Source organism: Pseudomonas sp. 5P_3.1_Bac2 (assembly GCF_025465995.1).
GTDB lineage: Bacteria > Pseudomonadota > Gammaproteobacteria > Pseudomonadales > Pseudomonadaceae > Aquipseudomonas.
On sequence record NZ_JANLNY010000028.1, the window covers coordinates 454,203 to 478,956 of the forward strand.

Consider the following 24,754-nt stretch of genomic DNA (forward strand, 5'->3'; position numbering starts at 1 on the left):
GGCGCTCCGTCAGGGCTTACGCGCCACAATTACTTGGCTTTTGGGCATGACTTCATCTAGAGCTTTTTTAATCCTCGGCCCATCCGGTGTTCTCAGCAACATGTTCCAAGTGGATGTCCAGCTATTGAGCAGGGGGTGCCAAGGAGGACTGAGGTCTTGCTTGCAGGCCCAGAAAAAGAACCACCAGATCGACCAGTAGAATCCGTACTCTGTCCGTCGTTCGATAATCAGGCCGGCATCGATAACCAGCTGTTCAAATTCATCGCGTTGAAAAATACGGATGTGGTTAGGGTGTTCGAAGTAGACAGGTGGGGCTAGTTTCTTCTGTACTTGCTCACCCACGGGGTCGGGTACAGTCAATAGAAACAGGCTGCCGGGTTTAGCCACACGAACCAGTTCGGACATGAATTGAGTAGGGTCCTCAACATGTTCAAGGACCTCCATAGCCACCACTCGGTTGACGCTGGCGTCTTTCAATGGAATCGGCTTGGCATCAGTTACCAGTCCGGTGACGGAGCGTGCCGCAGAATCTTTCAGTAATGCCTCGACGGCGGCAACTTTGTCGGCATCAATGTCAGCGACAATTATTTCTGCGCCAAGGCTGGCACAAAAGTTAGCGTACGGGCCGTTGCCACAGCCGATATCCAATACGGTGTCTTGTGGCGTGATTGGGAAACCTTCGAACAGCTCGCCGCTTTCTTGGCGAAACCAGCCACTTAGAGGGGTATCGATTTCCTGCACGTCGACAGGAATGCTGACCTCTTGCGGTGCTTGGTGGGTACCAAATAGTCGTCTAATAATTCTTTTTATCATGAGTTTGCCCCGGGTTGGTTGTCCTTGACCGTTACGGCCGGGCGCATCGTCTAGCGAGAGCGCCTGGTGGTGAGTGGCGTTTGCTGCATTTACTGTTATAGGTGGTGTCCGCGTGATTCCTCTGTGCTGGTCATGGCTATTGTCGTGGCATTAGGGCTCACGCCGAACTGCCTGCGTCTGTGCGAATGTTGAAGTCCAGCAGTGATTTATCGCTGCGGCCATACCAACGGTTATGAGTCAATTTCGCCTGTGCACCGTCAACTGAGTGCACGTGTGGCGATAAAGTTTTCAGGGCTTGCTTAGCGGTTGTGCTGAGCGCAGTCGATACTCGCCAGGGGCTAGTAACGCGGGCTTGGCGGTTGTTCAAGCACATCAAGGCCTGCCCTCAATGTTAAGTGTGCTGCGCAAGCGTTCACGGGCTACGGCTTCGGAGCAATGGCCACGCATGCGCTCGATGGCATTGTGCGCAAGCTCGGCGTAACGCTCGGGTTGGTTACGGGCGCAGTGGTAGGCGTCGCGGTAAGCCTTAACCAATGAGGACCAGTCAATGCGCTCCTGGCAGGTGCGTAGCGCTTGGCGTGGGTCCTGGGGCCAATGCCAGGGCTCTCGCGAACCCTTCACGACAAAACCCACGCAGGTGTCCATATAGTCGCGCATCGCTGAGTTATAGGGGGCAATTGCCGGCACACCGCAGGATAAGAACTCCATCAGCGGTAAGCACTGCCCCTCACCGTAGGAGGCATTGACGATAAAGTCGCTGGCTTCAATCAAACCGTCGAAGTGCTCACCTTGCAAGTAGCCATTCAATATAATCACCCGGCAGGTGAAGCGCGGTAACCTAGCCATGCAAATGAGCATGCTCTGCACGACCTCGACATAGTCGTTGGACGTGAGTTTGAACACCAGAGTGGCATCTTCGGTGTCGCGCATAGCCGTGCAAAACGCAGTGAGCATATCCACCCAGTTCTTGCGCGCATCACCAGGGTTGAATAGCGACGTAAACACCACACCGGACAGCTCTAGTTGCTGTTTGCCTATTGGCCATGGCACCTGCTGTAGTGGCTTGTGCGCATGTGCGGTCGGAGCCGGTTGCCTGCGCAAGCGCCGACTTAAATCTGAACGCAGATTGGCCAAGAGTGGGCGCCCGACCAAGCGGCACCACTCTAGGGCGTAGCGATAGCTGATGCGCAGGTGCGATTCTTGGCGCCAACGTGGTCGGTTCTCCTCTTCGACTACTGTCTTGGGGCCTTGGCGCGCACTGGTAACACTTTCTATGATTGCTTCACGGTCGGGCAGCAATGCCGCGAAGTCTGCGCTGTGACTGTCCAGCACCAACCCATCAACCTGCAGAGCGATTTGTTCGCGACGCTGTTGCGCCAATCGCTGGCGCAACGCTTGGAATTTGTCCCATACCGGGGCGGGAATCGATACGACCTTATAGTCATCACCCATCTGTGCCTTGATGGCCTGGACCGTCATGTCTGAGTGGGTAATAGCCTGAGTGCAGCGTTTCAAGGGGTAGCGCCAGTCTTGTTGACGCTGGCCTTGCCAGTGCTCGTTGGGGATATCCTCGAACTCCCAGGCCAGTACTGGAATCGTCGGGCAGCGCAGCCCCAGTGGCGTATTCTGTGGCGATGTGAACGAGAGCAGGATACAAGCCTCGCCACGTTGTTTCGCCTGCGCGTAGTAGTGGTCCACCTCTCTATATGGATCAGTAACGATCCGCACCTCGGCCAAGCTCTGTAAGGTGGGCAGAAATGCCTTAAGCACGAAGTAATAGCTGTACTCGGCTTGTCCCAGATTATCGGCAATAGTTTGAGCGTTAATTTCTGAGTAGACCAGCAAGATCATGCCTGAGCCCCTTGAGTCTGGTCGCAGGAGTTCTGATCGAGCACGGTTTGCAAAAACTGTTGTAGTTGCTGGCTGACTTGGGCCACCGAACAGAATTGGCTCATGTGTGCACACGCGGCACGCGACATGCTTTGGTAGTGCTCCTCTTGGCTGGCAAGGGTGTAGCTTTGGTAATAGGCGTTGCGCAGAGAGTCCCAGTTGATCCGCTGACTGTGGGTCAGGCACAGGCCAGTGGGGTCATGGGGCCAGTCGGTCAGCTGCGTACTACTGTCGACAATAAAGGCGAAATCTTCATGTAGGTAGTCCGCCATGGCCGTATGCAGAGGGGCTATAGCCGGTTTGCCGCTGCTGAGAAACTCCATCAGTGGGATGCAGAGGCCTTCTCCTGATGAGCAGTTGACGTAATAGTCAGTAACCTCAATCAGTTGTCGGTACTCGGCATCATCGAGAAAACCATGGACCACAACTACTCGGCACTGGAACGGTGCCAGGCGCGCCATCATCTTAATAATGGTGGCGCGGTACTGTTCAATGTCGTGGTGAGTCATTTTCAACAGTAGGGTGGCGTCTTTGCGGTCGCGAAATGCCCAGCAAAAGGCACTGAGCATTTCGCTCCAGTTTTTGCGGCCATCACTGGGGTTGAACACGCTGGTGTACACCACGCCCTCTAGCTGGAGTATGTGCTGAGCTGAACTGGCCTTTACGGGTGCTGGTTTAGGGGGGGCGTCAGTTTTGGGGTGACGCCCTAAGCGCAATTCATGCCACCAGCCGCGCAGCAGGGCGCGGTGGATGCGAGTGGTCTCTGGCACCGGCTGAACAATGTAGTTCTCGGCATTGAGGCGTAAGGTACGGCTGTCCAAGAGCATGCCAGTGAACTGAAACTGCTTGTTTTTACGATAGACACGCCAGCCCTGTTGCGGGCACAACGCTTGGTAACGATCCCAAACAGATGCTGGAATCGCGGCCACCTTGCCCGGCCTAGTGTCAACTTGGGCTACCAGTTCAGCTGCTTCACGGCTGGTCGCGATAGTGCCGGCGATACGGGTGAAGACATGTCGCCAATCATTCTCTGGCTGGGTGTACCAGTATGCGGATGGTGCTTCGCCCTCACGGGTTGCGGGTAGGGAGTCGAACTCCCAAGCAAAAACAACCACGGTTGGGCAGGTTAGCTCAACAGGGGTTTGATGCGGTGGACTGAAGCTGAGAAAAATCACCTGCTCGCCGGCAGCGCTATGTTCCTGATGCAGCGAGTTTATTTGGTCGAGACTGGTCACACTGATGACCTGCCCCAGTTGTTCTAAGGCAGGTAAAAATTCTTTGAGGAGAAAATAGTAACTGTACTCAGGTTTGCCCAGTGCGGATGTGATACTGGACTGGTCGATTTTCGAGCCAACGAGAATAATCATTTATTGTCCGTTTTCGCTAAGGGAATGCTCTGCTCCCAGCGGTTAAATCTTCAAACTTAGTTCGCACTCCATCAGTAATTTTCACGCAAATCAAGTGTTTCTAGCCAATACGCCGAACTTAGGCGCATATGCCCGTACTTTTGTACCATTTGTGTATTTGTCTAAGGGCCATTTGATATGGCATCTAGGAAACTATATGCAGTGTCGTCTAGTCTTAGCGGCTCGCCGCTAGTTAAAGTAGCATCACTTACCCTTTCGCAGCTGCTGCTGCGAATGCTCTGGAGTTCAATACTCATGAATACTTTGCGCTTATTGTCATGCACCGCTTTTATCTCTGCGGCGCTTTTAGCCACTACCGCCAGTGCCACCAGCTTGGTTGCGACCACTGATGCGATTGGCCGGGCTCTGGTCGGTACTGGCAATGTCACCAGTGATATTTCCTCGTCCTGGCGTGATGACAAGGTGGTATTGGCCGCCCGTGATGATGCGGCGAGCTTTGTCGCCAGCCAGGGGCAGGTGCGTGGTGCTCATCTGGAAGCGGCACTGCAGCATATCCGTGAAGTGGCGCCGCAGCTGAGCGCTTCTGATGCGCAGCTGGCACAGGCGATTTTGGTGCTGTAAGCCTTACGGGGCTGGCACTTTGGCGCTGATGCGGACAGGGCTAAGCACAGGCTAAACTGTGCGGCGCTGGATGGTCCTGTCCGGCGTCTGTCCGCTAATCCTTGGAGCCTGTATGCGTAGTTTGTTTTCCTCAGTTTTGCTGTCTGGTCTGTGTCTGTTTGCCGCGACCAGTCAGGCGCAGACTTTGGTAGCCACCAGTAATATCATCGTCCGTGCACTGGACCGCAGCCTCGACTTCACTTCCGACACCACCACTTCGGTGCGGGATATGAAAGTCGTGCGGGCTGCCCGTGATGATGCCGCCAGTTTTGTCGCCAGCCGCGGGGCTATCCGTGGTGCGCAGCTGGAAGCGGCGCTGCTGACCTTACGTGAGCGTTTGCCTGAGGCGCGCCTGGCCGACGATCAAGCCTTGGCTGAAGCTATTCTCGCGCTGTGATCAATCGCGCCATCCGCTGGCTGGCCATGTGCATGCTGCTGGCCAGTGGAAGCGTCCATGCGGCGTTACATCTGAGTGTCGACGAGACGGGTTTAAGCCCTGAGCAACGCCAACTCAGTGCGCAGTTGATCGAGCAAGCGCAGGCAAGTTTGCCGCCAAGCTTTATCCAGCGCTTGGACCGTGACGTGCAGATTGTTTGGTCCGCTAGCTTGCCGGCCAACGCCTATGGTCGCTTGGTCTCGCTCAATGCCTTGCAACTCAACGCTGCGCTGTTGCCGCGCTTGCTCGATCCACAGCAGGCGGATGCGGCCACCGGACGTATTCACGGTACATTGCGCCGCGAAGTGCTGGCCACGGTGCTGCATGAGCTGACCCATCTATACGATCGCAGCCGCCTGTGGCCGGCGGCGCAGAAAACCCTGCTACGTCGCTGTCAGCACGACTTTGCCGTGCGTGGCCCGGTCGGCCTGGCCGAGCAATGCCGGGGCCAGACGGCGCGGCGCTTTACCTTAAGTGATGATCCGCAGTTGCTCGACTTGGCCGGCTGGCCGCAACGAGTCGGCCGCCGTGGCGAGCGCGAACAACGCAACGCGCAAGACAGCCGCAGCCCTGATCTGTATGAGCTGAGCAACCCGCGCGAGTTTGTCGCGGTGAATATGGAGTACTTCCTTCTCGACCCCAGTTACGCCTGCCGCCGTCCGGCGTTGCAGCGTTACCTGCGTGAGCATTTTGACTGGGCTCCGGCGCAGGCCGAATCCTGTGCGCCGAGCCTGGCCTATATGAATGCCGGTCGCGACTTTGCCCGCGAGCCGTTGGGCCAGCTTGATCCTGAACGCGTGTATGAAGTGGATTATCTACTGGCTGAGGCCAATGACCAGTTGGCCAGCCGTTGGGGCCACAGCATGTTGCGCCTGGTTATCTGTGCCCCGGGGCGGCCCCGTGGGCCGGATTGCCGGCTGGATCTGCAATATCACCTGGTGCTGTCCTATCGCGCCTTTGTTGGCGATGTACAGCTGTCCAGCTGGGGCGGCTTGACTGGCGCCTATCCGTCGCGGCTGTTCGTGTTGCCGCTGGAACAGGTGATCGACGAGTACACCAAAGTTGAGCTGCGCAGCCTCGCATCGGTGCCGTTGACCTTGAGCCGGCCTGAGCTTAACCATCTGGTTGAACACGCTTTAGAGCTGCACTGGAGCTACGACGGTGACTATTGGTTCCTGTCCAACAACTGCGCGGTGGAAACCCTCAAGCTGCTGCGTAGCGGCACTGGCGCGGCAACCTTACAGAGCCTGGATAACATCACCCCCAATGGCTTGCTGAGGGTGTTGCAAGGACGTGGTCTGGCGGACCCAAGCATGCAGGCCAAGCCCCGGGAAGCGCTGCGCTTGGGCTATCGCTTCGACTCGTTCCGCGAGCGCTATCAGGCCATGTTCAGCATTTTGCGTGAGCGCAGTGGTGTGCCGCAGGAGCAAGTGGAGGACTGGCTAGAGCTGCCGGCCCGCGAGCGCGCGCAGTGGTTTGCCGAGGCGGATTTGCGTAGCAGCGCAGCGCTGTTGCTACTTGAGCAAGCGGCCCTGCGGCGCCAGCTGTTGTTGGCCCAAGAAGACCTTAAGCAGCGTTATCTGCAAGCGCGCAAGGGCGGCAATCGTGACTTCGCCATAGCCGATAACACCTTGCAGCAGATCATCGAGCAAAGCGGTTTTCTCAGCCGTCCGGCGCAGTTGTTGGAGACGGGCTATGGCCTGCCGCAAGCGGCCGAATGGCAGCATTTGCAAAGCCAAAGCAGCCAGCGCCAACAACGCTTATTGCGCTTAAGTGATGAGTTGGATCAGCAAGTGCGCAGCCTGTTGGAGCCTAAGCGCGGCGCCGAGATCAGTGCCACTGAGGCCAATGTACAAAGCCTGGGTGAGCATTTGCGTGCACTGCACAAGGCTAGCGGCGGACTGCAGTTACCTTAGCGGCTGAGGGTCCATGCCGGGCCATTGGCCGGAGTGCTTGCGGTTAAGCGCTGCCCCAGTGCGGTGCCGGGAGCAAACCGGCGGCCTTAGCGGTTGCAGAGGGTGCCTGGGCGGGTGCGACTAGATTAAAAGCCGCTGGTTGGCGAGGCTTTGCGCGCCGCCAGGAGAATCCCGCACGGCTCATATCGGAAGCTTTATACGAAGAGCAGGCGCTTGCCGAGCAGCACGCAGCCCGGCCTGGGCTGCGTGGATAAGCGTTATGGCTTGCAGCGCGCCGGTGGCAGAACATCTTTGGCCGCTTGAGTGGTCATCATTTGCAGGTCGCCGGCGTTGCGCGCGGTGAAGACCTGACCGCCGGTGGCAGCAGCCAGGCAGTTGCCGGCGCCGGTACCCAAGATATCCACCACGTTGATTTTCAAATGCGGCTTGCTGCGTGCCAGCGACTGAGCCACGGCGCAGGGGTCTTGGTGGCAGCTTTCGCCGCCATCGGAAATCACCAGCATCACCGACTCGCGATTGACCCCGTCGAGCATCTGTCCGGCTTTGGCAATGCCGTCAGCCAACGGCGTGCCCTGCACTGGGCGAATGCCACGGATACGGTTGAGCAAATCACCGCGCTGACTGGGGCTAAAGAAGCCGACGCTGCGCGCACTCGGGCAGTCTTCCACCATCACTAGGCCAGCGTTAACGTCGCTGGGCAGCTTTTGCACCACGGAGGTGGCGGCGTCGCGAGCGGTAGTGATGCGTTTGGGCTCACGGAAGATGCGCTGCATGGTGTTCGGCGCGCGGGTGCCGAGCAGCAGTTGCGTGGCGATATCGGCCACGCCTTGCATCATGGTGGCCTGCTCAATTTCCTTCTCGGTGGCGAGCATGCTGATATCCATGGACCCCGAAGCGTCGAAGACGATGACCATCTCTGGCGCCATCTCTTTAGGACGCTCGTCGGGGCAGAGGTTTTTCGCATTGGCGATCATCTGCTGTTTGCAGTTTTTCGCCAGGTTGTCCTCCACCTGTTTACGCAGCGCCGCATTGGTTTTCAGCAGTGGTTCTTCTTTGAGCATTTGCTGCAACGACGAACAGTTTTTGGCCGTGTCGTCGATGCGTTTTTTCAGAATCTGCACCGGGTCTGGCTTGGGCTCAGGTTTCGGTTCCGGTTTCGGCTCAGGTTTGGGCTCCGGCTTAGGCGGCGGTGGCGGCACTTCTACGGGCGGCACGGGCTCTGGCTCAACCACCGGGGCGGGTTCCTCGACCACCGGCTCCGGCTCAGGCTCAGGTGTTGGTTCAACCACCGGCTCGGGCTTAACCGGTTCTTCGGCAACGGGCGGCGGCACCACCGGCTCAGGTGCTTTGACCTCGCGGCAATAAAACCACCACCACAGTGCGGCGAGCAGGGCGAGCAGTAGCAAGGCTAACAGCAGCCATGGCCACCACCGCCGTTTGCGCGGTGCCTCACTGACCAATACGCCCTCGCTACCGGCCGCTGCGGCGGCTGCTGCACCGGCGGGTAACACCGGTGGTGGTGGCGGAGGCGCCTGGCCGCCGCCCCAGAAGGTGACCACCGGCTGGCCGTTGAGCGCGTACAGATTGGCGGTGTCGGGGTAGCTGGCGGCTTGGCGTAATAATGCGGCTTGGCGTTGCCCATCGGCCCCTTGGCTGTCGAGCTGAGTAGCCAGTTGCTCGATGGAAGCGAGACGCTCATGCAGCAGATGCTTGGCTTGTTCGGCTTCGGCCGGGCTCAGCTGGCTGAAGGGTACGGGTTGGCCGCCTAGATCGCTGTACCACTCAACGATATCGCCGTCGGCTTGCTTAGGCTTAGCGAACAGCGCCGCCGTGCTCGGCGGCAAATGGCGGCGCAGGATCTGGCTTAATTCGGCATGACCGTCGAGTGCCTCGCTGGCATTGAGGTTGGCACTGGAGAGGCGGGCAATACGCTTCATAACGGTCAGCTTCCTGCTGGGTAATTCGTGAAAGCGCGCACAGGCCTAGCCTGCGCGCGTACTCCTAGGGGCCGCTCAACGCAGGCCAAGATCGCCTTCCAAGCTGCTGACCTTGTTGCGCAGCTGTTGCAGCTCGTGTTGTTTTTGCAGCACGGCTGGGTTGTCTTGCTGGTTGAGGTTGTTGAGGTCTTTCTCGATGGCGGCGATTTCCGCTTCGATCGATTTATTGCCTTTGGCTTTGTTTTTCAGCTCAGCGAGCAGGGCATTGAGCGACTTGTTCAGCTTGGCGTACTGCTGTTGCTGGCTTTTCAGGTCAGCGCTAACCCCGGCTTTTTCCTGTTCGATGGAGGCATACACCTCGCGGAACAGTTGGTTGGTTTTCTGCTCATCGAGGAGGACTTTTTGTTTGTCCTCCACGCGCTGCGAATACACCCCTTGGGTCTTGCAGCCAAACTTGGTGGCAAAGCCTGCATCGGCATTGCGCGGGTCACATTGCTCGGCGGTCACGGCGCAGCCGTTTAAGGCAATGGCTGCGGTCAGCAGGGCAAGCATACGAGTGGCAGACATGGTGAGCTTCCTTAACCCAGTTGGATGGACGAGCGCTGGGCGTAGAGCTGGTCGATTTCCGACTCAAGCTGGGCCACCTGCTTTTGCATTTTGCTGATTTCCGCGTCCAGGGTGTCGCTGCGCGCGCCGCTGTTACGGTTGGCTTCAGCCACTTTCTGCCATTCTTGCTGCTTGGTCCGCGCACCGGCCAGAGTCTTTTTCAGGTAAGCGGTGTTGGCGTCGATCTCGGCGATTTGTTTTTGCGCGGCGCTGCGTTGCACGGTGTTGTTGGCGATGTCTTTCTTGATCTGCTCGATCTTGCGTTTGTCATCGGCCATCACGCTGCGCGCAGTGTTGGTCAGGCTTTGCAACTCTTGGTTGTCTTTGCGCACATCGGCAATGCTGGCATCCAGTGCGTCTTCGGCGGTGGCGTATTTGCTGCGCTGGTTATCCAGGTAGTAGTTGGCGCCCATGCCCACGCCGCAGCCGGCGAGACCGGCTGCGATCATGCAGGCCGCTTTGTCATTGGGGTTGCCCAACTGGCAGGCGAGGATGCCGACCAAGGCCCCCCCGGCGCAGGCCTGGAAACCTGACTTGCTGAAGAATTGCGCGGAATTGCTATTGCTCAAGCGCGGGTCGACGCTGGCGTTACTGGATGAGCCTGTGCCAGTGGTCTGACAGCCTGCCATCAACAAGACAACACCCAGCACGCTCCACTTCATCCGCTGGCTGAGCAACGTTACTGCGTTCATGTCCATGTCCTTGGTTAGATAGATTTACAGGATTGCAGCCACTGGCTACGGGCCACTTTGCCATTGTTCATGTAAGCGCCGAGGTTTTTCCAGTGGGTGTCCAGGTATTGGCGCAAATTGCTTTTGCTGCGCGCGGCCATTTGCTGGGCGACCACGTCGACCTGCGGCTCGATGGTCGCGACGCTGTAGTTAAGCGCACCACTGACCACGGTGTCGGCATAGTAGTTGAGCATAAAGTCGAGGACCTTGCGGTGGCTTTCCAGCTGCTCTTTGCGTGCGTCGCAGCGGCTGGCCGGCTCCTCACTGTTGGCACCGCAACTGCGCTCGAAGTTGCCCTGCAGGGTGTCGAGGAACATGCCGTCGTCTTTCAGCTTGGTGCAGAGGAAAGCGCCCAGTTGCAGTTCTGAACGGATCGCCTGATCGCGCTGCTCATCACGGGCTTGGGTGTTAGCGCGCAGGTCGCTGCGCAGTTTCTCCAGCTGTTTCTTCAGGTCATCGTCCTGCACGCCGCTGGCGATGCTGGAGATTTCTGCCAGCGGGTCGCTGTTATCCGTTTTGCTGGTATTGGCTTGACTGGCGGCGGGGGTGCCGAGTTTTTTCCAGTCCTGCTCGACTTGCTTGATCCGCTCGCGGGAAGTCAGCACCGGGGCGACTAGGGCCAGGCGGATGCCGGTGGTCTTCAGTTTGGTTTGCTCGCCGGCGCTGCTGTAATAAGGCTGCTCCTGACGCAGGGCCGTACGCAGCTCGGCTTGCGGAGTCAGGTAATTACCGCCACGGACGATATAGCCGCCGGCCTGGCCGTGTTGACGGTCGAGCTTGTTCAGGCGAAACGGTTCAAACAGCATCTCATCGACGTTGCCCAGCACGTCGAACAGGCCCAGCGGGTTGGGCTTGAGCAGGCCAGTCAGTTGCAGCTTGCCGTTGGCCGATTGCGCCCCGGCAAACCAGGCGTAAGCGCCTAAGCCGCCATCGGGCGTGGGGAAGCGCACATCACGAAACTCGGCTTGCGACACGGCCATGCCGCCGCGGGCCGCGAACTCCCATTCCGCTTCGGTGGGCAGGCGCAGAAAGCCTGCGGCGCCATCTTCTTTGGGCAGTTTGGCGGCGGCGTTTTTGCGCAGCCACAGGCTGTATTTATCGGCGAAGGCGGTGGCATCAAACCAACTGATGCCCACTTGCGGCAGCCGCATTTTGGCGGATGCGGTGGGGCAGCTGTCGTTCATCACCGCTTGGTATTGCAGCTCGCTGATTTCGTATTTGGCCAGCAGGTAATAGCGCGATGGCTTGGGCTTGCTCACCGTAAAACTGCCGGCGATATAGCTGGGCCGCGCTTGCTCGATATAGCCCCACTCGTCGCTGTCCTGACCCAGGGTCACGCCGTAGTCGTCCATGGGACTGGCGACCGGCACTGGCACTTTGCGCAGGGTCATAAAGCCATCGCAGGGCATCGGCAGGATCACGTCCTCCGGCAGCGGCTTGGGGTTGTAATACTTTTCGTCCCAAGCGGCCTGTGCCGACAGGCTGGCCACGCCGAGCACGGCGGCGCTGAGCAGGCCCAGTACGCGCGCAGCCGACCGCGCGCTATGCGTAGCGCCTTGCTGGGCGAGAGACTTAGAGACCACGCAGACTTTCCGCCGGTTGGATATGAATTGCACGAAATCCTCCGATAGCTGCCACTAGCATCGACAGCAACATGGCGCCGGCCAAAGCCAGCAGGATATGAATAGGTTCCAGTTTGCAGACAAAACCGTTATCCGCCAGGTTAGTCCCCAGCGCTTGGTTAAACACACTGCTGCCGATCAGATAAGCGCCGTAGCCCAGGGCAAAGGCCAGCACCGTCAGCAGCGCTGCCTGGGTGACGATATAGAGTGCCGCGGCTGAGCGCTGAAAGCCGAGCAGGCGCAGCAGAGCTAAGTCTTTACGCTTGCGGTCGATATTGGCCAAAAACGCCCCGACCAACGACGCCGCACAGCCGATCAGGGCGGTCCAGGCAATCACCGCGAAGATCAACCCCAGCACCCGGCTGATGGCCTTCACCGCCTCAATCTCACGGGCTTGGGTGCTGCTTTCGATATGTTCGCCATCCAGCCACTGGGCAATTGGCGCCACTTCATCGAGGCCGTTGGCATAGATCCGCGCGCGGGCATAACGGCTGCGTACAGGCGCCTCGTTACCCGTGCTAAAGCCCAGCAGAGGCACGGCAAAGCCATCGCGGAAGTTTTCCATGGCCACCAGTAAGTCGAGCTGCACCAGCACGGCGGGGCGGGTAAAGCTGCTGTGGGGAAGGATGGCGGCGACGTTGACGGCCACTTCACCGCGCTGGTTACTGCCCTCAAGTTTACGCAGGACTAGCAGGCGCAGGCTGTCGCCAACCTGTACGCCGAGCTTGCTCGCGGCGCTGGCGCTGAGCACCACTTGTTCCAGGCTGGCTGGCGCGGGCAGGGCGGCCAGCAGCGGATCGCCATTGCCGGTGGGGATGACTTCGGCGTTGGCCACGTAGTGTTGACTGTCGCGCTGCAAATCGGCGGTGGTATTCAGCGAGCGGGTTAGGGGGATGACAAAGCCGACGCCGGGCTGCTGGCGCAGACGGGCGAACCAGTCTTCGTTCAGGTCGTAATTACCCAGCATGCGCACTTCGAGGTTGCGCGGGTCGCTCTGCAGCTGCTGATTGAGCTGCGAGACCACGCCGTACTTAAGGCCAAACAGCAGTAACAGCGGGGCGATTACCGCGACCAACGAGGCGACGATGCACAGCGAGACTTTGCGGTCGTGCCACAGGTCGCGGCCAGCCAGCTCGATCAGCAGGGCGAGGCCTGGGCGTCGATTCGGGCGGTTATTCACTGCGGTCATGAAACACCGTCCCTGTGCCATTTTGCAGCGTGCCGACGATATTGCGGATGGCGCAGTCCTGCACCAAATCCCAATCGTGGGTGACGATCAGCGCGGCGATTTGAAAGCGCTGTACCAGATCGATAATCAGCTCAAACAGGTTGCGCGCTTGTTGCGGGTCCAGCGCCGCCGTGGGTTCATCGGCCAACAGCAAGTCTGGCTCATGGGCGATGGCGCGGACGAAGGCTACGCGCTGGCGCTCACCGATCGACAGTTGCGCCGGCAGTTTAGCCAGCAGCGCTTGCAGGCGCAGGCGGCCGATGGCTTCTTCGACCAGCTCGCTGTGCGCCGGCAAGCCGAGCATGCGCCGTGGCAGCTCGATGTTCTGGCGCACGCTTAAAAATGGCAGCAGGCCGCCGGTTTGCAACACAAAGCCCAAACGTTGGGCGCGGATATCCGCCAGCTTAGCTTGCTCATCACCCTCGATCAGGGCGGCGACGTTGAGCGCATCGCTGTCGCCCAAGGTGAAGCTGCCGAGTTGCTCGGGGCGCAAAATCAGGCCGATCATCTCCAGCATGGTGCTTTTGCCACAGCCGCTGGCGCCCGTGATGGCCGCTACTTCACCGCGCCCAAGACTCAGGCGCGGCAGGCTGATGTGGTAGTTGGCACCGCGTTGGATGCCCAGGTTGGCGATCTGCAACATGGCTTAAGGCAGCGCTTCCAGGGGGACCGGGTAGACATGCTCACGCGGGTCGCTGCCCGGCGCCAGGGATACCCAGCGATCGGCGTCGGCGTTGTAGCGCTGGTAGTACTTAAGCTTGGTGTTGAGGCGGCGGATAAATTTCTCCTGGTCCAGGCCTTCCATGCCTTTCCAGGTTTCTTCATCCAGGCTCAGCACTTCGCTCAGGTATGGCAGGCCGTCGAGGTACTCAGCCATCAGGCCCATGTCGGCCAGCTTGATGGTTTTGTCTTTGAGCTGATTGGGATCTTTACCCATGGTCGCGGCCACCGAGCGCAGGCGCTCGAACATGTCGCTGGGCGAGATCAGGCCTTCGTTGGCGGCATCGGCGATCTGCTTAACCACGTCGCTGAGGTCGCTGAGCTGGCTCTTGGTCATCAGCACCCGGACATCCGTGGTCGGGACGTTTTGCTGGATAAAGTCACGGTCGCTGATCCACGCCTTAAACACGGGCGGGGCGCTGGCGCCGGTCTTCTCACCGAGATAGGCCAGGCGCATGGCATGGCCGAGCAGGGCAGCGTCGGCGGCGATGGTTTTGTCCTCGGCCGATTGGCCTTTGGCGTATTTAGCATCGGCGCCCAAGGCGCTGCCGGCGGCCATATCACCGCGGTAAGCGGCTTTAACCTGGGCGGTGATGGCATCGCCGAGGCTGTCGACCATGGCGCCAAATTCCTCGACCTTGCCGGCATTTACCGGGTAGTACAGCGGCTTATTGAGGAAGTTGTTGTGGGTCAGGTTAGTGTATTGGGCTTCAGCCGAGGCATGATCCTTGGCCCCGCTCGGTGTCTTCAGGTGCAGGCTGTACAGCGCCACGCCACGGTACTGGGCTTCCAGACGCACCTGCTCGGCATTGAGGCCCGTGCTTGAGAGTTTGTTGTCGCCCTCGATGGCGCCGGCATCGGTGACCAGCACGATATAGCGCGCGCCGAACTCGTTCCACTTGACCTCATCCAGAGCCTGCATGATGCCGGCGTAGGGGTCTTCATCGAAGCTGCTGCTCGATACCGTGGCTTCTTTGAGCTCGGCGACTTTGGCCAGGAAGTCCTTGCCGTCTTTCACCGTACTCGGATCAACGAACATCTTGCTGGTGTATTCCAGCTTAGGCACGGCTTTGACGTTGGAGCGGAAGGCGACCAGGCCGAACTTGACCTGATCAAGCATGTTTTCCTTCTCGATCTGCCCGTAGATGCGCTTGACCGCCTCGCGGGTGCGGTCGATGTACGGGCCCATGGAGATGGTCGAGTCGATCACGAACACCACGGCGGCGCTAAAGCCTTTGAGGGTGTTGGCGGCTTGTTCGGCCTGTTGTTTGGCGTCGGGCTTGGCGTCTTTGCCGCCCTCTTTGGCGGTCACCGAGGCGACGTTGAGCAGGCGCACCTGGAAGCCTTTTTCGGTGAACACTTCTTCGGCGTCGAGCACTGGCAGCAGGTAGAAGTTTTTCGCCAGGTCCACTGCGTAATCCGGCTCGCGTGCCACCACTGCAGGGTCGCGACCCTTGCTCTGCATATTGGCGCGGATCGGCTTCAGCAACGGCGCCGGGTCTTCTTTGGCGTACAGCTCTTCGAGCTTAGCTTTGTCCTTGAAGAACAGCAGCGGATCGCGCCCGGCCGGGTTGGTCAGGGCCAGGGTCATCTGCATCTTCCACTCCACCGCGCAATCGCCCTTGATCCAGCCGACGGTCTTGCCGTAGCTGTCCGGGCCAACTTGCAGCCATTCAGCGCCGCCAGCCTGCTGGCGTTGGTAGACGTAGAAGCGGGTAAACGCCGGTTGTGCCTTGCCACTGGCGCCGCCGGCGCTGTCGCTGAGCTGGCAAGTGGGGGTGGTCAGCACGCGCTGATACAGGGTCTTTTTGCCTTCTTGCAGCAGCGGTTTATCCGCCGCCTGGGCGGCCAGGCCGGTGCCCAGTAGCAGGCTGCCGAGCAGGGTCAGTTGCAGTCCTTTGGCGATCATTTGCGCAGGGCCTCCAGGCGTTGGCTGGCTTGCTGATTGGCAGGGTCGTTGGTGACAGCGATCTCATACCAATAGGCGGCGGTTTCCGCATCGGCGGCGCTGATGCAGCCACCACTGGTGAAGCTTTCTGGGTCGTATTCACGGGCGTAAGCAAAGGCCACGGCGGCATCGCCGGACTGCGCCTTGTGTGCGTACAACCGCTGCACCACGCCGCAGCGCTTAGCCTCTTTGGCGGCGGCGATTACGCTCAGCACTTGCTCGCTGCTGGGGTTGGATTTCAAGCAGCTTTGGATGTAGACCAGATCATCACTGACCTGGCCCAGGGCCTCGGCGCTGCATACGGCGGCTTCGCCACTGCTGGTGCTACTGACCGCTGGCGTGCTGGTGCCCGGCGCGCGCAGGACGAACCACCACAGCGCCGCACCAATGGCGGCGAGCAGCAACAGCAGCACGGGGATCAGCCACAGCTTGCTGGATTTTTTCGCAGGTGCAGGCGCTGCGGCAACTGGCGCCGGCTCGCGCGGTTCGGCGCTGAGTGATTCGACCTCAGTGTGACGGTCGTTGGCATTGAGATCGCCCAGCTGCGGCTCGTCGTCCAGTGTCAGCGTCAGTTCTTCTGGTTCCGGCTCAGGTTCTGGTTCCGGCACTGGCGCGACGGGGGGCGGCGTGTTGCTGCGGTGGATCTTCTGCTCGTCGTGGCTGGAATTACCCGCCGCCAGGGACGACAGCAAGGTGCCGAGAATCCGCAGCACGCCTTTATCGCCGCCGTCGGCATCGCGGATTTGCAGCATGTAAGCCATTTGCGGATCTTGCATCAGCGGGTCGATCAGCCAGGGGCCGACTTCACCGCTAAGGCTGTCGCCGTTCAGACTGAGGCCATCGAGGCCGTGCCATACCGGGTTGCTGCCCCAGTCGCCGGCTGCGCCCAGATAACGGCCGTCTTGGTTGCGTTGCACAGTCAGCTCCAGGCCGCTGTCGCCGTTGGGCCAGTCGTGGACTGTCAGTTCGCCGTAGCCGGGTTGGCCGCTGTGGCTGGGCTTGAGTTCGATTCTTAGCATGCTTATTCCGTCCGCTGGCTGTGCAGGGTCGCCAGTACCTTGCCCAGCGCTTCGTTTTGCTCGGGAGTGATTTCCCGGCCGGCGCTATGGCCGGCGTTGTCTTCGGCAATTTTGCTCAGGGCCACCAGCCAGTCGCCGATATAGTTGCGGGTGTGCTCCAGGGGCTGTGGGGTCAGCACCGGCAGCTTGCCTTCGGCAATAACGGGTGGTGCCTGGAACAACTTGCTGCCTGGCACTACGCGGCTGCCAGGGCGCAGGTCGAGGGCCACGTTGATAAAGCTCAGCCAGCCGATAAAGTCGCCCAGCACGGTGTTGGCGGTGAGCACTTGGCGCCCGGCCAGTTGCTCGCGCTTGGTGCCAATTTGCTCGGTGCTGACGATGGCGCGCAGCAGACGATCTTGCAGATTAAGCCGGCTGGCAGCGGTGATGATTTCATCCATCAGCGCTTCCACGGCGGCTTTATCGAAGCCCAGATAAGTCATCAGGCGCACGTCTTCGGGGATATGCCGCAGATGGCCGATCCACTCGCGCAGCACCGCTTGCGCAAAGCGCGAATCGCTGCCGCTGCTGCGCGGCGCGCTGCTGGCAGGGGCTAGCGGCGCGGCAGGTTCGCTGTCGCCGAACAGATCGAAGCCGTCGTCGTCACCCAGGTTATCGCCCAGGTTCAGTGCGCCGCTGACCGCAGCAGCGGGTTCGTGACTGTTGTCGGCGCTGCTGGCCGGTTCATCTTCATCGGCGCGTAAATACAGGCCGCGCAGCAGGTCGTCGGGCAGCTGCATCTTGTCCAGCAGCTCACCTAAGAGCACTCGGCGCGGCCAGATGGCATCGAAAATCTGCTTGGCGATTTTGCGTTTTTTCTCCAGCTCGCCGGCGCCTTCAGCTTGGAACCAGTGACCGAGGCGGGTATCGAGCAGGTGCAGAACATCGCTCAGCTGTTCGCTGATGCGGCCCAGTTTGACTTCCAGAGTGGCGGCTTCGCGCAGGTATTGGCTGATGCGCGCCATACCGCCGTCGTTCAGCGCCAACATGGCATCCCAGGCTTCCCCGGCATGGCCGATATGGCGCTGGACGTTGCTCTCTTCGAGGAAGGTACGGCGCATCAGCGCCAGCGGCTGTTCGGCGCTGGCGCTGATGGCCAGCTCGTCACCGTTGTCGACATCGAGGAAGGTGGTTTTAGCGCGCGGTTTACGCACCAAGAAGGTGTTGTTAAATGGCTTGCCGTCGGCCCATTCCTGCAACCAGGCGTACTGGCCGAAACGCTCCAGCATGGCTGACTTCATCATGCCGCCCCAGCCGATGCGCAGCAGGTCTTCGGCTTTGTCGAGGTCGCCACCAATGCGGATATCGAGCTTGGTGATGGCCCACAGCAGGCCCGGTTTGCGCAGGGCGCGCTCTTGCGGTTGGGCGCCTTGGGTTTTGCTGATCCAGCGCTCCAGCACCGGGCCCACGGCGTTGACGTTGGATTGCTCGTTGCACGGCGTGCACAGCACCAGCACGTTCATCTCTTGGCTGTCGGTGTAGTGCTCAAACAGATACGCCACCTTGCCGCGCAGAATCAGCTGCGCCACCGGGCTTGCGGTTTCACTTTCCACCGCCCGGCGCACGTCGTCCAGCGACTCCACCGAGAGGCGCCCGCGATAGCCGGGGAAGTCGAGCAGATCGACCTTTTCAAACAGCGGCTCGCTGGTCGGCTCCACCAGCGGGAACACCAGCTCCACAGTCAGCGCGGCGAGCTGCGCCAAGGTCAGTTGCACCGGTGCCTGCAGTTCACCGTCGCGATATGGCCGCACATTGATCGGCAGGTCGCTGTCTTTGCCCAAACGTTCGAGCATGTCGACGTTCATGATGCTGTCAGCCTGCGACAGGCCACGTTCGGTGTGCCGGACCAAGGCTTCCAGTGGGGCGAATACGCGGCTGGCGTTGCCCAAGCGGCTGAGGGTTTTGGCGAAGCTCAGGTAGGCCTCGCTCAACTCGCTGATCTCACCCCAGAAAATCGCGAACAGCTGGGTACGGTCTTCCACGCTCAGCCACGGCGCCAGCTCCACGGCTTGTGGCCAGTAGTAGCTGGCCAGGCCGCGCAGAGAGGCGGGGAAGCTGTCTTGCAGGTAGTCCCAGAGGGCGACCACATCGTCTTCGCTGACGCCTGGCACGGGCTTCAACTGGCGCTTTTTGCTCAGGTCTTTGAGCAACTGGCGGATCGCTGTTTCGTCGATGCGGTACAGCACTTTCTCGGTGTTGAAGTCATTGAAGAAGGAGTTGGCCAATACCTTGGCCACTTCCACTTCGCCAAACAGCTTCAGCTCCAGCGGGAAGTCATCCGGACCGGCTTTGGCCGTGCGGCTAAAACGGGTCACCAACCCAGTGGCTTCTTTACCGCCGCCGGGTGGGTTGATATGGGTGATGAAGTCCAGGCGCTGGCCGCCCACGGCGGTTTCCAGCTTGCCATTGGCACCGGCGGCCAGGGTCGAAATCAGGTACGACTTACCGGCTTGCGACAAGCCGAAAAAGCCCACGGTCATCGGCGAGGCCGACACGCCGCCCAAGCGGCTGGCGGTGTTGCGCACGCGGCGCAGGCTGAGGATTAAATCGTCGGCTTCGTTATCCAGGCGCGGCGCGCTGCGGCGCACATCGCTGACCCAGCGGATCGCAGCGCCTGCGCCGCTGTGGATGGCGCGCCAGTGTTGGGTTAGTTGCTCAGGCGAGTTACTCATTTACGAAATACGCTCCCGCTGTCGAGCCAATATTGGGATTCACCTAAGCCCGCATCGGCCAAAGTGTTCAGGCGTAGACGGATATGTGACCGGCTGACTGAGCCGTTGTCCGATTCGGCGCCAAGGAATTCAAAACTTTCACTGCCTTCGCTCTGGTTGGCCGCTGGCTTGATGCCCAGACGTATTTTCAACACTAAGCCTTGGGCCGCCACTTGCTCGCGCAGCTTGGCGTTCTCGATGCTGAGGATATACAGCGGCGCCGCCGACCAACGCTCATCGCCCAACTGACGGAAGCCCAGGCGCATGGTGCCGCGCATGTCGAAGGTCTGTTCGGGCAGCAGGTACTCGGGGTTATCCAGATCGATATCGCGGAAGTAGACGTTGCCGTCTTTGATCACGTTGTTGTTATCGATCAGGCCCAAATACTTGATGGTCGAGTACGGCTTAAAGGCTGCCGAACGGAAGAAGAAGTTGGGCAGGCGCAGGCTGCGGCTGAGCAAACAGAGCATGGCGCCGACGGCGGCGGTGGTCTTCGGATCTTCAATGCGGTCGAGCTTGTTGAACGGATACCAGCCGCCGGTGCGGTATTGGTTAAGCGGCAGAATCCGCGCGGGTGGCAGCGGCAGCAGTTTGCGGAACAGCGCCTGCACGCCCGGCAAGCGCGACGGCCGGCCGGTCAGCAGGAGGACATCGCAGGGGTAGCTGTAGACCATCTCGCACAGGGCGCGGATGGTCTTGCCGATGTTCATGCGGTCGCCAATAAAGGCTTCGTGAATCTTGCGCAGGCTGACATTCAGCTCGCAGGCCAGCAGGTCGAAGGCCTCGCTGCCGTTGCCCAACTGCCGGCGCACGGCCCCGGCGACATATTCCAGCACCGCCTCGGTGGGGCGCTCCTCGCCGAGCAATTCGCCGAAGGTGCCGCTGACCAAGGTGCCGGCATCCAGCGGGTCGTACTGCTCGTAGGCTTTGAGCAAGCGCAGGCCCAGCGGGCTGAACACTTGCAGGGTGAGCTGCTGGCGCAGTACGGCATCTTGCACGGCCAGGGGCTCGCTGCCGATCAGCTTGGACAGCAGCGCATCCGGGGCGTTAACCCCGGCATTAGCCAGAGCGTTGCTCAGCCCCGGCAGGACAAACTGGCGGATCACATCGAGCAGGATGTCGTCGCCGGCGACTTTGAAACCATCGCGGAAGCGCTGCTGCGGGGTGATGTAAACGTTACTGCCGACACCGTCATCGAGGCGGTATTCGGTGATGACCAAATCCGTCGTGCCGCCGCCGATATCAATCGAGGCGATGGTCAGACGGTCCTTGTGCGGCTGGTCCGGGCGGGCCATGGCGGCAAAGAACTCTTCCGGGCGGCCGGCAAAGTTGTTCTGGGTTTCGTTAAACAGGTACACCACTTGCCCGCAGGTGGCTTCGTCCCATTGCACGTGCACTTCGGGCAGGAATGGCCAGGCCGTCTCGCGACTTTTCGGGTCCTTGATGTTGATTGGCTCGTCTTCGGGGTGCCAGCCCAAGCTCTTCCACACCAGGCCGATGGCTTGCTCCATGCACTTGGCGAAGATTTCCCGCTCCGGCTTGGGCATCGATGGCGGCACGGTGAGGATGATCGAGCGCAGGTGCCGCGGGACCCGCGAGTGGCTCATGCGCAGACGCTGCGACGGACTGTTGATTTGCATCAGGGCCTGGGCCAGCACTTCGCAGAGCATGAAGGTCATCAGCGAGCTGCGCGAATAATGCGGATGGAACACCGGCATACGCTCATCGAACGGCAGGGTGTACAGCGCCCGGCCTTTCTCGTTGATCAGGCTGGCCACCGGCGCGGCGGTGGCGTGGGGCTCGCTGTCAGCCTTGACGTAGGCGCAGTTAAAACGCCAGCCCGGCTCGTAGTTGTCCTCATCCCACAGGTAGCGCTTGGGGCTCGACAGCCCGGTCGAGCCTTCGGTGCCACGCCGGCGGCTGGCCAGGCGCCCGGCTTCGCGGCCAACACGGGCAATAGTCGGCCACTGGAAGGCTTCGCGGCGGCCACTTTGCACCGAGAAGTGATCCTTGCCGAACACCGCTTGGGCGAACTCGATGCGACTCTCGAAGGGCTCCGGATACACCTGCTCAGGCAGGGTCAGGTCACGCAGCTCCAGTTCATAGCGTTTGCTTAAGCCGTCGTTTTCCTGCGGATGATCTTCGATGAGGATGCCGCAAGTGCGCGAGTTACCTACGTCGAGCACCATGTCCACGGCGATGGCCTTGTGCAGGTCACTGTCGCGGTTGGACACTACCTTTAGCTCCGGCACTGGCAGGGCGGTGCCGAGTACGCTCAGCAGGTTGAGGTAGTGGGCCTGATGATAGAGCTGCTGACATTCCTGCTCGATGTCATCCAGTTGCATGCGAAACGGCGGCAGTTGCGCCTGCTCGGTAAACACTTCGCGCAGCCAGCCATCGACCCAACTGAGGTCGAGGAACCAGCCCATTTCGTTGGCCTGATGGGCCAAGGCAAAGGCGGCGCCGGCGCGGACGTCGTCATTGGTCGGGGCCAAGTAAGCGGTGTCACTGCGGCTGGTGAAGACTTTAGTGTCAAAGGCAAACGTCACCCGGTGAGTATGACCATCCGGGTCTTCGCCTGGCGGCAGCTCGACAATGCGCACCCGCGCCCAGTTCGATGGGCCATCGTCAAAGCGCCGTGGCGGGCTAAAGCGAAAGAACGGCAGCGGCAGCCATAGGCCTTTAAGCAGGCGCACCGACTGATCCAACGCCACGCTGTAATCGGGGCTTACCGCTTGGCCGGGGGCGCTGGGGTGAAAGAAGCTGTTGTTACGATCATCGAAGATCAGCCGCGCCAATGGTCCATCGTTACGCGGGCGGACAAACTCGCCGGGCAAGGCGCGGCGCAGATCGAGGGTCACGGCGAAATCCAAGAACTGGACGCCGCTGCCCATGATCAGGGTGATCTTCTCTTCGTAGTCGGTTTTCTCTGGAAACATAGTGCTGTTCTTCCGCCCGATTCTTTTGCTGTGGTCCGCTCACTAGCTGCTACGCGGCACTGGTGGGCGGCCTGCCGTGGGGCAGGCCGCTACGTGCTTAGGGTTTGTCGGTGGCGCCTTGGCGCATCGACATGGGGAACTGTTGATTTTCATACTTGCCGCTGCAATCGGCGGCGCTGCGGCTGTCGGGGCTGCAAGTGATTTCCGGTAATTTATAGCTGCTGCCGTCGTTACAGGTGGCCTGGCCTTGGCTATTGATCGCCAACTTGCCGCCCTGCATGGCGGCACTGACGCCGCCGGCACATTCGACACCATCGCCACGGCGCACCTTGACCTGGCCCTTGCCGTCTTTGAAGTCGTACTCCAGCTGCATTGGCTTACCGGTTTGTGCATCCTGAATCCCGGCACCGGCCTTCCAACTGCCGTTAAGGAATTCGGTGGAGCCGTTTTTCAGGGCCTGCGGCGGAATGCTCAACTCTTGTGGTACATCCTTGCCCGGTGGCTGCTTACTGGGGTTGGGCTGACCTTGCTCAGGCTCTGTAGGCGGCTGTTGGGCGTCCTCGGGTTTTTCCTCAGGCTTGGCCGGATCAGTCGGCGGTTGCTCTGCAGGTTTATCTTCGGGCTTAGGTTCTTCGCTCTTGGACTGGTCTGCGTCCGGTGCGCTGCTATCCGGGAGGGCGCCATCGGGTAGCGCGGCATCCGGCAGGCTGCCGTCTGCTCCGGCGGTTACACCGCCCACGCCGACGCCATGCACATCGACGCCTGGCACCGCGACCCGGGGCACGGCGGGGAAGCCAGGCAGATCAACTTGATCCAAACCCAGCGGCAAGCTGACAGTCGGCGCGCAGGCGCGCAGCAAAAACAGCAGCAAGAGTAATAGAAGGAGGAACGGCAACAGCCACAGCAACCAGCGCCACCAACTGCGTTTGGCGGCCACTACCGGCGCGGCAGCAGCCAGCGGCGGCGGGCTAATTGGCGTGGCGGGAGTCGCTAAGGGCGCTACGCTCGGCGCAGCCGGCCGCAGGCTCAGCAATGGATCGTGCACATAACTGCCGGCTTGATCGGTAAAGCCCCAAAAGGTAATGACCGGCTTACCGTCGACCAAATACACATGGTCGCTGTTGGGGAAGTGCACGGCTTTTTCCAGCAGGCGACCGAATATTTGCTTCTCACGGCTTTGCCCGTCGCTGACCATGCTGACGCTGGTTTTGCCCAGCTTGGCGTGCATGGCTTCGAGCTGTTGGTAAGCGTCGCGGCGTTCATCGGCAGTGGCGGCGGACCAAGGCACCACATCGCCTTCATAGGGCGCATACCAATCGATCTTGTCGCCGGTTTCATTCGGCTGAGGGATGGCCAGGCAACTGGCGTCCTCGCGGCTCATCTTCAGCCGGATCGCCTCACGCAGTTGCAGCGCGGCGCTATACACCGGCTGACCATCGACGCCGAGTGCTTTGAATTCCTGCAGGTTACCTGTGCGAAGCAATGCCCCTGGCATGTGCGCGTTCCCTTATAAATCCTGAATCTGCCTACATAGAGTGTTACTGCAGCATTCTGCCCATCATGTCGGAACTCGCGCGCCTTGTCAGCGCCGGCGAAAAAGCCTTGGGAATTCAATGCTTAGATAAACCGCGGGAGCAAAATGTGACATAAGCCTCCGGCTAAGGGAATGCTTTTTTGCCATCAATATAATGGCCACCCTATGCGCCAATTCCCGTCATACCCGGCACCACCTTGAGTTCTAACGCTATTGCGAGTGTTCGCCGTCGTCTGTGCATCGTCGCCAAGTCTAGTGGCACCGCCGACACTGTGTGCCTGGAGTTGTAAGACTGAGGCATAAAAATGCGCTTAGTTCAGCGCAGGTACAGTCGGATCAATCAAGTAGGTGGATTGGCAAGTTGAGTGGGGGCGTGGAGGTGCATCCAGACTTGTAGCTCGTTCAGACCAATAAAAGTCAGACGTAAGGTTAGCTCTGGCTGAGCAGATTCTATGGTCTTTTGTCGGGCAAGCTAGCAAATAAAGCGTGTTCCGCTATGGGCTATTAGTTTCGACCGTTGGTCGGCAATTATCGTTTTGTAGGAAATGTACTATTTCCACTTATCCAACATCTCTCTAGCCTCCGCATTTCGCTGGGTTAAGTCTCTATAAAAACTCTTTTAAAGAATCTGGCGGATA

Annotated in this window: 17 protein-coding genes; 3 read left to right on the forward strand and 14 right to left on the reverse strand. The window is 60.1% G+C overall.

The genetic code is table 11. The features are described from left to right. Nucleotides 1-9: 9 nt before the first annotated feature. The 3 genes from NTD81_RS19210 to NTD81_RS19220 form a co-directional block, all read right to left on the reverse strand. Nucleotides 10-813, reverse strand: coding sequence for a class I SAM-dependent methyltransferase (locus NTD81_RS19210; protein ID WP_262184344.1), 804 nt, complete (start codon nucleotides 811-813; stop codon nucleotides 10-12). A 372-nt stretch (nucleotides 814-1,185) separates the two neighbouring features. Beyond that, nucleotides 1,186-2,664 carry a glycosyltransferase gene (locus NTD81_RS19215; RefSeq protein ID WP_262184345.1) on the reverse strand — a complete coding sequence of 493 codons (1,479 nt, stop codon included), beginning with the start codon at nucleotides 2,662-2,664 and terminating at the stop codon, nucleotides 1,186-1,188. Beyond that, nucleotides 2,661-4,070: a glycosyltransferase gene (locus NTD81_RS19220; protein ID WP_262184346.1), complete on the reverse strand. Its 1,410-nt coding sequence runs from the start codon at nucleotides 4,068-4,070 to the stop codon at nucleotides 2,661-2,663. Before NTD81_RS19220 ends, NTD81_RS19215 begins: the two co-directional genes overlap by 4 nt. Before the next feature lie 294 nt (nucleotides 4,071-4,364). On the opposite strand from NTD81_RS19220, the gene NTD81_RS19225 reads away from it, so the two are divergent. From NTD81_RS19225 to NTD81_RS19235, 3 genes are all read left to right on the forward strand, one after another. Further along, entirely contained in the window at nucleotides 4,365-4,691 is a 327-nt protein-coding gene (locus NTD81_RS19225) for a DUF2388 domain-containing protein (protein ID WP_262184347.1), read from the forward strand. 112 nt (nucleotides 4,692-4,803) lie between these two features. Further along, on the forward strand, nucleotides 4,804-5,127 hold the full coding sequence (locus tag NTD81_RS19230; protein ID WP_262184348.1) for a DUF2388 domain-containing protein: 324 nt from the start codon (nucleotides 4,804-4,806) through the stop codon (nucleotides 5,125-5,127). After that, on the forward strand, nucleotides 5,127-7,082 hold the full coding sequence (locus NTD81_RS19235; protein ID WP_410017184.1) for a DUF4105 domain-containing protein: 1,956 nt from the start codon (nucleotides 5,127-5,129) through the stop codon (nucleotides 7,080-7,082). Before NTD81_RS19230 ends, NTD81_RS19235 begins: the two co-directional genes overlap by 1 nt. A gap of 257 nt (nucleotides 7,083-7,339) precedes the next feature. On the opposite strand, the gene NTD81_RS19240 is transcribed toward NTD81_RS19235, so the two are convergent. The 11 genes from NTD81_RS19240 to NTD81_RS19290 all read right to left on the reverse strand — a co-directional run bounded on the left by NTD81_RS19240 (nucleotide 7,340) and on the right by NTD81_RS19290 (nucleotide 24,077). Continuing rightward, nucleotides 7,340-9,019: a VWA domain-containing protein gene (locus NTD81_RS19240; protein ID WP_262184349.1), complete on the reverse strand. Its 1,680-nt coding sequence runs from the start codon at nucleotides 9,017-9,019 to the stop codon at nucleotides 7,340-7,342. A 75-nt stretch (nucleotides 9,020-9,094) separates the two neighbouring features. Continuing rightward, entirely contained in the window at nucleotides 9,095-9,586 is a 492-nt protein-coding gene (locus NTD81_RS19245; protein ID WP_262184350.1) for a hypothetical protein, read from the reverse strand. An 11-nt stretch (nucleotides 9,587-9,597) separates the two neighbouring features. After that, the gene (locus NTD81_RS19250; RefSeq protein WP_262184351.1) at nucleotides 9,598-10,317 is read right to left on the reverse strand and encodes a hypothetical protein; all 720 of its coding nucleotides are present in this window, start codon (nucleotides 10,315-10,317) and stop codon (nucleotides 9,598-9,600) included. Nucleotides 10,318-10,331: 14 nt separating this feature from the next. After that, nucleotides 10,332-11,855, reverse strand: coding sequence for a formylglycine-generating enzyme family protein (locus NTD81_RS19255; RefSeq protein ID WP_262184378.1), 1,524 nt, complete (start codon nucleotides 11,853-11,855; stop codon nucleotides 10,332-10,334). A 73-nt stretch (nucleotides 11,856-11,928) separates the two neighbouring features. Further along, nucleotides 11,929-13,167 carry an ABC transporter permease gene (locus NTD81_RS19260; protein ID WP_262184352.1) on the reverse strand — a complete coding sequence of 413 codons (1,239 nt, stop codon included), beginning with the start codon at nucleotides 13,165-13,167 and terminating at the stop codon, nucleotides 11,929-11,931. Next, nucleotides 13,151-13,849: an ABC transporter ATP-binding protein gene (locus NTD81_RS19265; RefSeq protein WP_262184353.1), complete on the reverse strand. Its 699-nt coding sequence runs from the start codon at nucleotides 13,847-13,849 to the stop codon at nucleotides 13,151-13,153. The genes NTD81_RS19260 and NTD81_RS19265 overlap by 17 nt, the downstream gene beginning before the upstream one ends. Before the next feature lie 3 nt (nucleotides 13,850-13,852). After that, nucleotides 13,853-15,835: a vWA domain-containing protein gene (locus tag NTD81_RS19270; RefSeq protein ID WP_262184354.1), complete on the reverse strand. Its 1,983-nt coding sequence runs from the start codon at nucleotides 15,833-15,835 to the stop codon at nucleotides 13,853-13,855. Beyond that, entirely contained in the window at nucleotides 15,832-16,893 is a 1,062-nt protein-coding gene (locus NTD81_RS19275; RefSeq protein ID WP_262184355.1) for a hypothetical protein, read from the reverse strand. Before NTD81_RS19275 ends, NTD81_RS19270 begins: the two co-directional genes overlap by 4 nt. A gap of 2 nt (nucleotides 16,894-16,895) precedes the next feature. Then, a complete protein-coding gene (locus NTD81_RS19280) occupies nucleotides 16,896-19,604 on the reverse strand; it encodes a putative virulence factor (RefSeq protein WP_262184356.1) in 2,709 nt (902 codons plus the stop codon). Further along, on the reverse strand, nucleotides 19,601-22,582 hold the full coding sequence (locus NTD81_RS19285) for a virulence factor SrfB (RefSeq protein WP_262184357.1): 2,982 nt from the start codon (nucleotides 22,580-22,582) through the stop codon (nucleotides 19,601-19,603). The genes NTD81_RS19280 and NTD81_RS19285 overlap by 4 nt, the downstream gene beginning before the upstream one ends. 97 nt (nucleotides 22,583-22,679) lie before the next feature. Then, the gene (locus NTD81_RS19290; RefSeq protein ID WP_262184358.1) at nucleotides 22,680-24,077 is read right to left on the reverse strand and encodes an SrfA family protein; all 1,398 of its coding nucleotides are present in this window, start codon (nucleotides 24,075-24,077) and stop codon (nucleotides 22,680-22,682) included. Nucleotides 24,078-24,754 lie beyond the last annotated feature (677 nt).

Bases quoted from the DNA above. Each gene is read 5' to 3' on its own strand.
- NTD81_RS19210 (WP_262184344.1), bottom strand. From the start codon at position 813: ATGATAAAAAGAATTATTAGACGACTATTTGGTACCCACCAAGCACCG.
- NTD81_RS19215 (WP_262184345.1), bottom strand. From the start codon at position 2,664: ATGATCTTGCTGGTCTACTCAGAAATTAACGCTCAAACTATTGCCGAT.
- NTD81_RS19220 (WP_262184346.1), bottom strand. From the start codon at position 4,070: ATGATTATTCTCGTTGGCTCGAAAATCGACCAGTCCAGTATCACATCC.
- NTD81_RS19225 (WP_262184347.1), top strand. From the start codon at position 4,365: ATGAATACTTTGCGCTTATTGTCATGCACCGCTTTTATCTCTGCGGCG.
- NTD81_RS19230 (WP_262184348.1), top strand. From the start codon at position 4,804: ATGCGTAGTTTGTTTTCCTCAGTTTTGCTGTCTGGTCTGTGTCTGTTT.
- NTD81_RS19240 (WP_262184349.1), bottom strand. From the start codon at position 9,019: ATGAAGCGTATTGCCCGCCTCTCCAGTGCCAACCTCAATGCCAGCGAG.
- NTD81_RS19245 (WP_262184350.1), bottom strand. From the start codon at position 9,586: ATGTCTGCCACTCGTATGCTTGCCCTGCTGACCGCAGCCATTGCCTTA.
- NTD81_RS19250 (WP_262184351.1), bottom strand. From the start codon at position 10,317: ATGAACGCAGTAACGTTGCTCAGCCAGCGGATGAAGTGGAGCGTGCTG.
- NTD81_RS19260 (WP_262184352.1), bottom strand. From the start codon at position 13,167: ATGACCGCAGTGAATAACCGCCCGAATCGACGCCCAGGCCTCGCCCTG.
- NTD81_RS19265 (WP_262184353.1), bottom strand. From the start codon at position 13,849: ATGTTGCAGATCGCCAACCTGGGCATCCAACGCGGTGCCAACTACCAC.
- NTD81_RS19270 (WP_262184354.1), bottom strand. From the start codon at position 15,835: ATGATCGCCAAAGGACTGCAACTGACCCTGCTCGGCAGCCTGCTACTG.
- NTD81_RS19275 (WP_262184355.1), bottom strand. From the start codon at position 16,893: ATGCTAAGAATCGAACTCAAGCCCAGCCACAGCGGCCAACCCGGCTAC.
- NTD81_RS19280 (WP_262184356.1), bottom strand. From the start codon at position 19,604: ATGAGTAACTCGCCTGAGCAACTAACCCAACACTGGCGCGCCATCCAC.
- NTD81_RS19285 (WP_262184357.1), bottom strand. From the start codon at position 22,582: ATGTTTCCAGAGAAAACCGACTACGAAGAGAAGATCACCCTGATCATG.
- NTD81_RS19290 (WP_262184358.1), bottom strand. From the start codon at position 24,077: ATGCCAGGGGCATTGCTTCGCACAGGTAACCTGCAGGAATTCAAAGCA.